General features: G+C 43.9%; 11 protein-coding genes. 7 read left to right on the top strand and 4 right to left on the bottom strand.

The genetic code is table 11. The annotated features are described in order from the left end of the window. Window position 1 precedes the first annotated feature (1 nt). Window positions 2–1,891, top strand: coding sequence for a DUF294 nucleotidyltransferase-like domain-containing protein (locus K0I62_RS00240; RefSeq protein WP_220069623.1), 1,890 nt, complete (start codon window positions 2–4; stop codon window positions 1,889–1,891). Between the two features lie 7 nt (window positions 1,892–1,898). Next, window positions 1,899–2,618 carry a 3'-5' exonuclease gene (locus K0I62_RS00235; RefSeq protein ID WP_220069622.1) on the top strand — a complete coding sequence of 240 codons (720 nt, stop codon included), beginning with the start codon at window positions 1,899–1,901 and terminating at the stop codon, window positions 2,616–2,618. A 41-nt stretch (window positions 2,619–2,659) separates the two neighbouring features. Here the strand turns inward: K0I62_RS00235 and K0I62_RS00230 are convergent, their stop codons facing one another. Next, entirely contained in the window at window positions 2,660–4,231 is a 1,572-nt protein-coding gene (locus tag K0I62_RS00230; RefSeq protein WP_220069621.1) for a BCCT family transporter, read from the bottom strand. 364 nt (window positions 4,232–4,595) lie between these two features. On the opposite strand from K0I62_RS00230, the gene folX reads away from it, so the two are divergent. Genes folX through folM form a run of 3 tightly spaced genes read left to right on the top strand, consistent with a single transcriptional unit; the run spans window position 4,596 to window position 6,372 of the window. Next, window positions 4,596–4,964, top strand: coding sequence for a dihydroneopterin triphosphate 2'-epimerase (folX, locus tag K0I62_RS00225; RefSeq protein ID WP_220071227.1), 369 nt, complete (start codon window positions 4,596–4,598; stop codon window positions 4,962–4,964). Window positions 4,965–4,990: 26 nt separating this feature from the next. Then, window positions 4,991–5,629: a GTP cyclohydrolase I FolE gene (gene folE, locus K0I62_RS00220; protein WP_258405053.1), complete on the top strand. Its 639-nt coding sequence runs from the start codon at window positions 4,991–4,993 to the stop codon at window positions 5,627–5,629. A 35-nt stretch (window positions 5,630–5,664) separates the two neighbouring features. After that, window positions 5,665–6,372 (top strand): dihydromonapterin reductase, encoded by a 708-nt coding sequence (folM, locus tag K0I62_RS00215; RefSeq protein WP_220069620.1) that lies wholly within the window; start codon window positions 5,665–5,667, stop codon window positions 6,370–6,372. A 78-nt stretch (window positions 6,373–6,450) separates the two neighbouring features. Here folM and moeB read toward each other — a convergent pair whose 3' ends face one another. Further along, a complete protein-coding gene (gene moeB, locus K0I62_RS00210; protein WP_220069619.1) occupies window positions 6,451–7,221 on the bottom strand; it encodes a molybdopterin-synthase adenylyltransferase MoeB in 771 nt (256 codons plus the stop codon). 13 nt (window positions 7,222–7,234) lie between these two features. Next, window positions 7,235–8,479 carry a molybdopterin molybdotransferase MoeA gene (gene moeA / locus K0I62_RS00205; protein WP_220069618.1) on the bottom strand — a complete coding sequence of 415 codons (1,245 nt, stop codon included), beginning with the start codon at window positions 8,477–8,479 and terminating at the stop codon, window positions 7,235–7,237. Between moeA and K0I62_RS00200 the strand changes: the two genes are divergently transcribed. After that, window positions 8,458–8,622 carry a hypothetical protein gene (locus tag K0I62_RS00200; RefSeq protein ID WP_220071469.1) on the top strand — a complete coding sequence of 55 codons (165 nt, stop codon included), beginning with the start codon at window positions 8,458–8,460 and terminating at the stop codon, window positions 8,620–8,622. The two genes, moeA and K0I62_RS00200, sit on opposite strands and share 22 nt — an antisense overlap. Window positions 8,623–8,797: 175 nt before the next feature. Continuing rightward, the gene (ftnA, locus tag K0I62_RS00195; RefSeq protein WP_220069617.1) at window positions 8,798–9,322 is read left to right on the top strand and encodes a non-heme ferritin; all 525 of its coding nucleotides are present in this window, start codon (window positions 8,798–8,800) and stop codon (window positions 9,320–9,322) included. 39 nt (window positions 9,323–9,361) lie between these two features. On the opposite strand, the gene K0I62_RS00190 is transcribed toward ftnA, so the two are convergent. Next, window positions 9,362–12,592 carry an EAL domain-containing protein gene (locus K0I62_RS00190; RefSeq protein WP_220069616.1) on the bottom strand — a complete coding sequence of 1,077 codons (3,231 nt, stop codon included), beginning with the start codon at window positions 12,590–12,592 and terminating at the stop codon, window positions 9,362–9,364. Between the last annotated feature and the right edge of the window lie 151 nt (window positions 12,593–12,743).

Below are 12,743 nucleotides of genomic sequence, written 5' to 3'. Positions count from 1 at the left end.
CGTGGAAGCAGAGTTAAATGAGATCCAAAACTTCTTAGTACAATACCCACCTTTTGACTCGCTACCTGAAGAGGTTATCACCTACGCCAGTCGTCATATTGAGATCGCTTATTACCGTAAAGATACCCCTATCATTCACGCTGGCGATCATATCAATGACCTTTATATCATTCGCAGTGGAGAGGTCGAAGTATACCGCCGCAAAGGGGAGCTCTATAACCGACTCGACACGGGTGATCTTTTTGGCCAGATGGGCTTACTGACAAATAATAAGATCCGCTTTCCAGTTAAGGCCATTGAAGACACATTAGTTTACTGCCTGCCTGAAAATATATTTCAAGAACTTTACGATCAACATGATGTTTTTGCCGACTTTGTTGAGGTGGAAGATAACGCCCGTTTGCGACAAGCGGTTTCTAACTCGACCAGCCACGATGATCTCACGTCACCGAAAGTGCGAACCCTTTTAACCCGCGAACCTCCTTACATCAATAAAACGGAAAGCATACAAAGTGCTGCCATCCTAATGGCTAAGGACAATGTGTCGGCACTACTCGTGATAGATCCTGATGTGTTAGAGGATGAAGAGAATGAAACCTCTCCCTTAATGGGCATAATCACCGACAGAGATCTGTGTACGCGGGTATTAGCCGAAGGAATAGATCCGAGTGATAACGTTGGCTCAGTGGTAACCGCAGATGTGGTCAGCTTAGATCATAACGCCTATGTCCATGAAGTGATGTTAACCATGCTTAGGTACAACGTTCATCATCTGCCGATATTGAAAGGACGCACACCCATTGGGATTATCGAGGCTACGGATATCGTCCGCTACGAATCTCAAAATTCACTGCTCTTAGTGAGTAGCATTTTCCAGCAACTATCTATCGACGATCTCGTGGTATTGTCAGAACAAGTTAAAGACAGTTTTGAGCGTATGGTTAATGAAGATGCTAACTCTCATATGGTGGGCAGTGCTATGTCGGTAATTGGCCGTAGCTTCAAACAGCGTCTACTAGAATTAGCCGAAGAGACATTTGGCCCGCCACCGATCCCATACTGCTTCTTGGCATTAGGCTCAATGGGACGCGATGAACAGCTTATCGTTACCGATCAAGATAATGCCATTATTTTAGGGGATGAATTTGATAAAGAAAAACATGATGAATACTTCGCTAATCTAGCTAAATTTGTTTGTGATGGACTCGACCGATGTGGCTACAGTTATTGTACTGGCGACATTATGGCCACTAACCCTATGTGGCGTATGACTCGCAAAGAGTGGGAGGAATGTTTCGCTGATTGGATAGATGATCCCAACCCTAAAGCCTTACTAAACGCCTCGATTTTCTTCGATCTTGATGGGGTATATGGCAGGTTAAAATGGGCTGAGCAACTCAACGGGTTTATTGTCCGCCGCGCGAGAAAAAACAACCGCTTTTTGGCTTGCTTAGCCAGAAATGCGCTAAATCGAACCCCGCCGCTAGGGTTTTTCAAAGATTTTGTGATGGAAAAAGATGGTCGCCACAACAACTCTATCAACCTTAAGCGTCGCGGTACCGCGCCACTTGCAGATCTCATTCGAGTACACGCATTGTCCGTAGGCTCCCGAGCAAGGAACTCTTTCGAACGACTCGATGATATTATAGATGCCAGCATACTCCCTAAAGGGAGAGCTCAAGATCTGCGAGATGCGATGGAGTTCATCTCCATGGTGCGTATTCGCCATCAGGCCTTCGATGTCAAACTTGGAATCGATCCCGACAACAATATCGAACCGGAAAACCTATCTGACTTCGAGCGACGCAATCTAAAAGATGCGTTTCAAATACTCAGTAACGGCCAGAACTTCCTGAAATTCCGTTATCAAGCCAATAGTCAATTCAAGTGAGTGCATCATGCTAAAAAAACTGCTTTCGCCCCCAACCATTGACTGGCCAGGCAAGTTTAAGCAAAAGCTCAATGTGATTAACAACGATACATTGATCGCATATTATTCAACCCCGTTACCTGAAGGCAATAAGCCTATTGGTGAGATTGAATTTCTATCGATGGACTTTGAGACAACGGGGTTAAACCCAGAAAAAGACGATATTATCAGCGTCGGCACGGTCCCTTTCAATCTACAACGTATCTTTGTTAATCGAGCTAAATATTGGACTGTTAGACCAAGAGAAAAATTGGAAGAAGAGTCAGTGATCATTCATGGTATCACCCATAGTGATATCTTAGATGCCCCAGACCTATCCGTAGTATTCGAACAGATATTGAATGAGATGGCAGGCAAAATCATTGTGGTGCATTGCCAACAGATAGAGCGTCAGTTTTTTGAGCGCGCCTTAATGACCAGAATTAATAAGGGCATAGAATTCCCCGTAGTCGACACTATGGTGCTTGAATCGAAAATTCAACAGAAATTACGCGGGGGAATTTGGCACCGGCTTAAAGGGAAAAAACCGCAGTCGATAAGATTAGGCGCCTGCCGCCAACGTTATGGCTTACCAGCTTATCCACCTCACCATGCTTTAACAGATGCCATAGCGACAGCAGAATTGCTGCAAGCACAGATAGCACATCACTATGATTTACAGCAGGCTATCGAAAAATTCTGGCAATAAAAAAGGAGGTTAAATAACCTCCTCTTTACTAGACCTAACCTTTAAAACCGTTCGGTACGCATCCCTTTGATCAAGCTGACACACATCAATAGTAAGATCAAAGTAAATGGCAAGGCGGTGGATATGGCAGCAGCTTGCAAGGCCTCAATAGCCTGAGTCCCGCCAATCCACAATAATGCTATCGCAATTGCCCCCTCTAATACTGCCCAGAAAATGCGCTGAGGAACAGGTGCATCAATCTTACCACCCGCGGTAATACTGTCGATCACTAATGAACCAGAGTCTGATGAAGTAATAAAGAACACCAGAACTAAAATAACGGCAATGATAGACAATAGATTACCCAATGGCAGTACATCGAACATCTGGAACATGGCCAAAGAGACATCGGTAAGTCCATTTGCACCGAGCTCGCCAACCTTATTTACCACCTGATCAATAGCCAAACCACCAAATACAGACATCCAAATAAGTGTGACAAAAGTCGGCACCAACAATACAGCAGTAATAAACTCACGTACCGTGCGCCCTTTAGATACACGGGCAATAAACATACCGACAAAAGGCGACCAAGAGATCCACCACGCCCAGTAGAATACCGTCCAACCTTGGAACCAAGCTTCATCGGTTCGTCCATGTGGATTACTCAAAGGGATAATATTCTCGATATAGGCCATCAATGTGGTTGGAATTGTACCAAGAGTAACCGCGTAACCTATCATCGCCACCAAAAGGAGTAGCAAAAATGCCACGATCATATTGATGTTACTGATAACTTTTACACCGCCGTCGATGCCACGTATCACAGAAACCACGGCTAATAAGGTCACAGAAACAATCACGATGATCTGCAAGCCAATGCCAGCATCGACACCAAATACATGGTGAATACCACTAGCGGCCTGCTGCGCACCTAAACCTAGCGATGTTGCTAATCCAAACAGGGTTGCCAACACTGCTAAAATATCAACAATATGGCCAGCCCAGCCCCAGGCTCTATCACCTAAAATGGGATAAAAAACAGAGCGGATCGATAAAGGCATACCTTTGTTATAGGCAAAGAATGCCAACGACAAGGCCACAACACCGTAAATAGCCCAAGGATGTAATCCCCAATGGAACATCGTTGCCCCAAGCGCTAACTTGGCGGCTTCGGGAGTATAGGCTTCAACGCCTAACGGCGTTTCATACCAGCCGGTGTAGTAAGCAGTAGGTTCTGCCACGCTCCAGAACATCAAACCGATACCCATACCTGCAGCAAATAGCATCGACAGCCAAGACATAAAGGAGTAATCGGCGGTCGCTTCCTTCCCTCCCAAACGGATTTTGCCGTAAGGTGAAACAATTAAAAACAAGCAAAACAGTACAAAGATATTACCAGCCCATATAAACAACCAATCAAATGAACCGATAATTTTCCACTTAACGCCATCTAATACCGACTTAGCCACTTCAGGATCGGTCAATAACGTCGCAAGTAAAAAGACAGCGATAAGCCCAGCGCTGACACCGAACACGGGGTTGTGAACATCGAAACCCCACTTCTGTACATTGTCCTGACCAATTGTATAGTCGGTACTATCGATACTGTATTTATCAATACCTTTCGTCATCGATTCTCTCCGCTAAAAAAACAAAATAATCATCAGTAGGAAACCATTCCATCTCGCCAAAAATGATTTCAACTCATAATAATATAACAACTAACATAATCATCCATTGTAACCTTATGTATATCTACGTCCAACAAAAAGCCTGATTTTAAGAACTTAAATGGTGATATAGCGCATCAACTGGCTCTGATACGGATTTCACCATGATATTTAGAACGACACTCATTGTTACAGCACTAACTAAAGCGCTATTTTTATGCGTTAATTTATTAACAGCCATCAAGGTTACAAACTAAGCATAGCAATGATCTCGACCGTTACTTACTGCGTATTGCTGTCAAATTGAAAAGGAACAAACATGAACATCAGTCACGCCAAAATTAAAATAACCAACCTGAGATTAAGAACCTATATCGGCTTTAATCCCGAAGAACGCGAAAAGCAGCAAGATGTAGTGATCAATATCGAGATCCATTATCCAGCGTCATTGTCAGCGCAAACCGACAATGTAAGTGATGCACTCAATTACAAGGTGATCACTAAAAAGGTCATCCAGCATGTTGAAGAGGGCAGATTTTTACTGTTAGAAAAATTGGTTGCAGACATTCTTACAATAAGCGGTGAGCACCCATGGGTAAGCTACTGTCAAGTCACTGTTGATAAGCCTCATGCACTGCGCTTTGCCGATTCTGTATCGCTTTCTCTAGAAAGCTATCTTAGCGACAAGCGCTAATTAACAGCGTAATCACCGGAGAAATCATGATGCATATTGCAGCAGAGCAAGTTAAAAACGCGCTAATTGAACAGGGACTAGAGACTCCCTTACAAGACTCACAGCTAAATAGCCAACAGAAATATGAACGCATCAAAGGCTTGATGACCGAGGTCGTCGCCACATTAGGTTTAGACTTAACCGATGATAGTCTGTGTGAGACACCACATCGCATCGCCAAGATGTATGTCAACGAGGTGTTTGCCGGGCTTGATTACGACAACTTTCCAGCAATCACTCAAATTGAAAATAAGATGGGTGTCGATGAGATGGTCAAAGTCAGTGATATCAGCCTGACTAGTACCTGTGAGCACCACTTTATTACTATTGATGGCATAGCAAAGGTGGCCTATATTCCTAAATCCACCATCATAGGCTTATCAAAGATAAACCGTATTGTGCGTTTCTTCTCTCAGCGACCACAAGTCCAAGAGCGCTTGACACAACAAATTCTGGTGGCTATGCAAACATTACTCAACACCCAAGATGTTGCGGTGTCGATATCCGCTACCCACTACTGCGTTAAGTCTCGCGGCATTATGGATAGCCAATCTACAACCCAAACCACAGCATTGGGCGGATGTTTTAAGTTAAACCCACATACAAGAGCTGAGTTTCTTGGTTAAATAGCATCAAGACACTCATGACTCATAGGTCAATTATGCAACCAACCATTTTAATCACAGGTGTAGGTAAACGGATCGGGCTCTATCTCGCTAATGCCTTTATCGCAAAGGGCTACCACGTGATAGGTACTTTTCGTAGCCACTATCCAAGCTTAGATACCTTAAGCGAAGCTGGTGCGGATCTCTATTGCTGCGACTTTACCAGCAATGCAGAAGTGAACTCTTTTATTGAAGCCATAGCACACAAATACTCGCAGCTAGATGCCATCATTCATAACGCCTCACAGTGGCTACCAGACAAGAGCCCTATGCCGGCAGGAGACATCATGACCACCATGATGCAAGTTCATGTCAGCGCGCCCTATCAGATAAATCTTGGGTTAGCGTCTTTGCTAACCCAGGGTGATCGCCTTACCGACATTATTCATCTAACCGATTACGTGGCACAAAAAGGTAGCAAGAAACATATTGCTTATGCTGCCAGTAAAGCGGCATTAGAAAACATGACCTTGTCGTTTGCGACCAAGTTAGCCCCTAAGGTAAAGGTCAATAGTATTGCACCGGCTTTGATCTGTTTTAACGAACATGATGATGATGACTATAAAAAACAGGCATTAGCCAAGTCGCTACTCGAGCGAGAAGCGGGCGAGATAGAGGTTTTAAATGCCGTCAATTACCTAATGGGAAGTCACTATATTACTGGACGCTCATTGGCATTAGATGGCGGACGCCATCTTAAATAACACCAAAGCCGTCTATATGTGGTTATGGGAATGTTGAGTTAAGGGGCTGAGCCCCTAACTTGTTCAAAAAGCGAGCCTTTACTTACTGCAAACGCTACAAGATTTCTGCTTTGTAAGTTTCATCTCGCGAAACTCCATCGTCATTGCATCAATCATCAAAATTCTACCGACTAATGGCTTACCCATATGGGTAATCACCTTTATCGCTTCTACCGCTTGCAAACAACCTATCATGCCAACCACTGGGGCCAAGATCCCAGATTCGACACAGGTAAGTTGTTGATCACCAAATAACTTGCTGTAGCAGTGATAACATGGACTATCACTATGATAATCGAATACGCTTACCGTGCCTTCCATACGGATGGCTGCTGCTGAGACAAAGGGCACTTTATGACCAAAGCAGCTTAGGTTTAATTGCTCACGCACACTAATGTTATCGGTACAATCGAGTACCAAATCATGTTGGCCGACTAACACATCTAACTCAGGATCATCGAGCACCGCATTAATGGTCGTAATCTCAACATAAGGGTTAAGCTGAGTGAGGGTCTCCTTGGCCGACTCGACCTTTGGCTGACCGACATTATGATCTTGATGTAACACCTGACGCTGCAAGTTAGAAGTTTCGACCGTATCGAAATCCACTAAGGTCATTTTCCCTATGCCGGCAACCGCTAAATATTGCGTTGCCGCACAACCTAGCCCACCAGCACCAATCACCAGCACCTTGGCAAGTTTTAGCTTTTCCTGCCCTTCAAAATCCATTGCCTTAATGGAGATCTGCCGACTGTATCTCAATATCTCACCATCAGAGAGAATATCGTCACCTTCAACGCTCGATGTCATCTCGCCCACCTAGTTAGCACAGCACTGAATTAAAAGGTTCGACGGTAACGAGCGAGCCAGCAGCTGTATCACCCTGCTCCTGAGGCAAAATAACAAAGCAGTTAGCCAGGCTCATCGAGGTCAACATGCCAGAACCTTGCCCCCCAGTAATGGTCACTTCAGCTTGCCCCTCTGCATCGTGACTCAAGATCCCGCGCTGATATTCGACACGACCAGGGAATTTACGTAAGTCACTGGTAAGCTTTGCTTGTATCAATAACGGCTTTGCCTGAGGTAAGCCCTGCATCTTATTAATTAACGGCCACACCAACTTATAGAAGGTCACCATAGAGGACACTGGGTTGCCAGGAAGACCACAGAAAACCGCCTTGCCTAGACGCCCAAACGCAAAGGGTTTACCTGGCTTAATAGCCAATTTCCAGAAGGTGATTTCACCCTCCTCATCTAAAATCTGCTTAGTGTAATCGGCATCGCCAACAGATACACCGCCAGAAGTGAGCACCATATCCGCTTGCGCTGCCGCAGAACGAAACGCGGCGCGAATGGCCTCAGGATCATCCTCAATTACGCCTAAATCAATCCACTCAACATTAGCGCGGCTTAGCAAACCTTGGATGCTATAGCGATTAGAATCATAAATCTGTCCCGGAGCCAAATCACTCCCCACTGGGCGCAGTTCATCACCGGTGGAGAAGAAAGCCACCTTAACCTTACGACTCACTCGAACCTGACTCGCACCAATAGTCGCCAGCACGCCCATTTCGGCAGCACCGATTTGAGTACCTGATTGCAATACTTTACCGCCTGTTTTCACCTCTTCACCACGATAACGAATGTTCGCACCAATGGCTTTTGGCGCTTCGATAGTGATCTCATCATCTTTAACAGTGACTTTCTCTTGCATCTGTACCGTATCGTAACCTGGTGGCACTGGCGCCCCAGTCATAATACGCACACAAGTATTGGCTTTGGCCTCACCTTCAAAAGGGTGACCAGCAAATGAGTGTCCAATCAGAGTAAAAGGCGTATCGTTAGCTAAATCTTCATACCGAAAGGCATAACCATCCATTGCAGAGTTATTAAATGGAGGGAGATCGATACTCGATGCCAAATCTTCCACCAATACTCGCCCCAACGCATGAGGTAATAGCACCATTTCAGACTCATCGAGCGGGCACACTTGATCGAGTAGTTTGACGATAGCGTCATCGGGATGCATAAGGCTTGGTTGAGAACATGGATCGACTTTCATTGGCATCGGTTACCTTAGATATCAATAGCAGCAAAAATGACATTCATTATGCCATGCTGATATCAGAAGACTATGATCTTAACGCCAGTTTTTCTTCACGATTATTGATAAACTTTATAAGCAGTATCATTCCAGCACCATTTTCTTAATACGATACCTATGATCTTACGCTAATAACGATAGTATCAAACCCACCAAACTGACCTTACCACCTAAATAATAACCATTTGTATTTAAACAATAAAACTACGTAAATTTGGTTGCATTTACTAGTAGGCTTTTACACAATAGCTCAGCAAAAAAATGAACTTAAAAGGATCTACTATGCTGGCACAGACGATGATTGATCAGTTGAACGCACAAATTAATGTGGAGTTCTTCTCCTCAAACCTCTACCTACAGATGAGCGCTTGGTGTGAAGATAAGGGTTTCGAGGGTGCCGCAAAATTTATGCGTGCCCATGCCGATGAAGAGATGCAACATATGCATCGCCTGTTTACTTATGTGAGTGAAACAGGCGGTATGCCACTACTGGGCGCAATTGAAGCGCCACAATCGGAATTTGACTCCTTACTGGCCTTATTCGAACATACTTACGAACATGAACAAATGATCACCAGTAAAATTAATGCATTAGCTCATGCTGCCTTTACCAATCAAGACTACTCAACATTTAACTTTTTACAATGGTATGTCTCTGAACAGCATGAAGAAGAAAAACTGTTTAAATCGATCGTGGATAAAATTCGTTTAGTCGGTGAAGATGGTAAGGCACTCTTCTTTGTCGATAAAGACTTAGCTCAGATGGCAATTGAAGAGTCTGCCAGCGTGATGACAGCCAGCGTATAGAATTATCTCTGATTCAGTAATAAGGGCGGCCTCCTGCCCTTATATTGGTTCACAACTCAGCTCACACTCCTCAAGCTGCCGCGCGCCATTCTCAGCCAAAAACACCTGCAAATCATCACTTTCAAGGGGTCTAGAGACGAGGTAACCTTGAGTGTAATCACAGCCTAACTTTTGTAAAAACTGCAATTGAGATTCATCCTCAACCCCTTCTGCCACGAGCTTCATATCTAAACTTTGTCCCATGGTGATAATGGCTTTAATTAAATTAGCATCGGCGGGTTCATCTAACATGTTGTCGACAAAACTTTTGTCAATTTTAATCACAGATATAGGAAAGCGCTTGAGGTAACTCAGTGAAGAATATCCGGTGCCAAAATCATCTAAATAGATTTCTATACCAAGAGAACGAATACTATTTAGCGCATTGAGTGATTTTTCGGTGTCATCCATGAGCATCGATTCGGTGATTTCAATATGCAATGACTGAGAAGGTACACCAAACTTCTGCAGTAACCCATTTAGAAGGCATGCGAAATGATTGTCTTTGCTTTTAACCAACTGGCGACCAGAGACATTAATGGCCATATTGATCATATAGCCTTTGTCGTGCCACTCTCTTAAATCGCTCAACGCCTGATTAAGTACCCATTCGCCTATCGGTTCAATTAATCCGGTCTCCTCAGCGATAGGGATAAACCGATCTGGCGAAACAAGCCCATTTTTAGGATCTTGCCAACGAATAAGCGCCTCTACCGCAACCACTTGACCTGTCAGCGTATTAATAATCGGCTGATAGTGGAGACAGAATTCATTTTGCAATACAGCGCGACGTAGAGCCTGCTCTAATGATACTCGTGCAAGCATACTGGTATTCATATCGGCAGAGAAAAAACTAAAACCGTTTCTTCCCTCCTGCTTTGCTTGATACATGGCAGTCTCTGCATTACGAGTCAAAGACTCGACGTCACTACCATTATCAGGATAACAACTGATACCGATACTCGCTGAAATCAACAGGTCATTACGGTTAATCCCAAAGGGAGCTGAAAGATGCTGTAAAATTTCATTAGTTCGGGATTCAATACGCCCTTGATGTTCGGTGTGACCGATCACGACAACAAATTCATCCCCGCTTAATCTCGCCACAAAATCATGTTGCTCAAGCAGAGATTCAAGCCTTGCCGCAACGATCCGCAATAACTCATCGCCAGTCGCATGACCATAAATGTCATTGATATATTTAAACCGGTCTAAATCAATAAACAGCACGGCAATAGCGCAACACGCTTGCTCCGCCAACTGTAACATCTGCGATAAGCGGACATGGTATAGTTCACGGCCAGGCAAATTAGTCAAAGCATCGTAATTGGTTTTGTACCAGAGATCCTTTTCATATTTTTTACGATTACTGATATCAAGGAATAAGCCAATATGTTGTATCACCCGACCTTCATCATTTTTAACGACGGTGATGGCAAGATACTCAGGATAAATTTGACCATTTTTACGTTTGTTCCAAATCTCTCCCTGCCACTTTCCCTGTTTGGATAGTGATTCCCACATATGCTGATAAAAATGCGCGGGTTGATGGTTGGAGCTTAATACCGATGGTGAACGCCCTTTAACCTCATCAAAACTGTAACCGGTAATGTCAGAAAAAGCAGGATTAACCGCTTCAATCAAATTATCTTTATCTGTGACCACAATTCCTTCGGCACAATGTTCAAATACCGCAGAGGCAAGATTTAACTGACAATGAGCCTTCAAACGTTCGGTCAACATACGATTTAGCGCCATCGACATTTTTGCCACCTCATCGTTACCATCAACCGGTACGGTGAGCTGCAAGTTAGTGTCACAGCTCATACGATGCATAAGGTTAGAAATCGTCGAGATGCGATCGCTCAAGTTATTGACGACATAGCGCCCCATAAAGATTAAAAGTAGAAAGTTCACTAACCCAACAACAATACCTAATAGCAAATAAGTTAGCGCCTCTCTCTTCTGTTTTTCACCAATCTGCGCAATGTCATCTGTGAGTTGAGAATTGAGCCGAGAAAGCTGATCCATAGCTTCACTGGAGACTTGCCACCATAGCTCGGCACTGACACTCGGAGCCTGTTGCTGCAACTTTGATAATGCCGTAATAATCAGCGAATCATCAATCCGCACCAGGCTGTCTTGCCGAGCTAACGATACTCCTTGCTCTTTGAGCAAAAATAATTTGTCCAAGTTTTGCTGATACTGCTGGATGCCAGCCAACAACTGACCGATAGAATTCGATTGCCCAACAGATAATGGCACTAGGGAACTTCGACTGTCTAAAATCGTCCCAATTTGCTGCATTGCGGCATTAAAGCGATCTAAATATTGCTCTTCTCCACGTAATAGGTAATTTTCAAAACTATGGATTAACCCGCCATAACCTAAAACAGCACTCAGCTGGTTCGCCATCGAAACTAACTGTACCTGTCCTCGTATATCATCTCGCATAGTTTGCAATCGATGAGTAAACTGATTATCTAAACTCTTTTGAATTAACGAGCGATATTGCGGCGATGCATTTAGCAGCACGTCATCAAGGGCCACATTAAGATTTTTTTCTATCTCGCTAACCCCCATATAGGCCTTCACATCAATATAATCGGCAGAGATAAACTGATTCATCAAGCCACGCTCTTTAGCCATGAGCTCCTGAAATTTGAGTATTGAAAGAAGGTTGCCATAGGCTTGTTGCTGCTCAATATCTTGTGACAATATTTGTAACTGAGCAATCAAGGCAAAAAGATGCTGATTAAACTTATTATAAAATGAGAAAAACAACTGTTCGCTCTGCGAATCGACCCATTGCCGCGCATTGACCAACCGCCCCCTCATCAACTTAAGTTGTTGAATATTATGTTGCAAATTGGCTTTCGCAGATGTTTGTGAATTAGCTAATTGTGGTAAATCCGCTAAAAAAGGGGAATCTAATAGCGCTTGTAAGTCACTGTCGGTCGCTTCTCTTTGGCTAACCAGTTGTTGGTACCTGTCGTCGCCATTACCACTCATATAACCCGCAGAAAGCGTACGCTCAACCTGAATATCAAAAATAACAGCCTCTACGAGCCTAGAAACCGAGACGCCGATGGCATGACGCTGCGCAATCTGATACTGCATCACCAGATCGAACATTCTTAAGCTGCCAAATATCAAAAATAGCAACATAGGAATAGCCGCGAGCAGGATCAGTTTTTGGTTAAGGCTAATCCGATTAAGGACTGGAGACATTTTCTAAGCGCTCCTTGCTTAATAATCAAGAGCAGACGCAAATTCTAGGTCTGAGATAAGTACCATAGCTGATACCTAAGGTCACGCCTAGTTCACTAAAGTCTAATCTTGGTCACGAAAATGAAGTTAAAACAACTTAGATAGCATAAGT

The organism is Shewanella psychrotolerans (assembly GCF_019457595.1).
GTDB lineage: Bacteria > Pseudomonadota > Gammaproteobacteria > Enterobacterales > Shewanellaceae > Shewanella > Shewanella psychrotolerans.
Note: the sequence above shows the minus strand (reverse complement) of the source record. Positions and strands in the feature narration are given on the sequence as shown.

Excerpts from the sequence above, each read along its gene's own strand:
- K0I62_RS00235 (WP_220069622.1), top strand. The coding sequence starts at position 1,899 with ATGCTAAAAAAACTGCTTTCGCCCCCAACCATTGACTGGCCAGGCAAG.
- K0I62_RS00230 (WP_220069621.1), bottom strand. The coding sequence starts at position 4,231 with ATGACGAAAGGTATTGATAAATACAGTATCGATAGTACCGACTATACA.
- folE (WP_258405053.1), top strand. The coding sequence starts at position 4,991 with ATGATGCATATTGCAGCAGAGCAAGTTAAAAACGCGCTAATTGAACAG.
- folM (WP_220069620.1), top strand. The coding sequence starts at position 5,665 with ATGCAACCAACCATTTTAATCACAGGTGTAGGTAAACGGATCGGGCTC.
- moeB (WP_220069619.1), bottom strand. The coding sequence starts at position 7,221 with ATGACATCGAGCGTTGAAGGTGACGATATTCTCTCTGATGGTGAGATA.
- K0I62_RS00200 (WP_220071469.1), top strand. The coding sequence starts at position 8,458 with ATGGATCGACTTTCATTGGCATCGGTTACCTTAGATATCAATAGCAGC.
- moeA (WP_220069618.1), bottom strand. The coding sequence starts at position 8,479 with ATGCCAATGAAAGTCGATCCATGTTCTCAACCAAGCCTTATGCATCCC.
- ftnA (WP_220069617.1), top strand. The coding sequence starts at position 8,798 with ATGCTGGCACAGACGATGATTGATCAGTTGAACGCACAAATTAATGTG.
- K0I62_RS00190 (WP_220069616.1), bottom strand. The coding sequence starts at position 12,592 with ATGTCTCCAGTCCTTAATCGGATTAGCCTTAACCAAAAACTGATCCTG.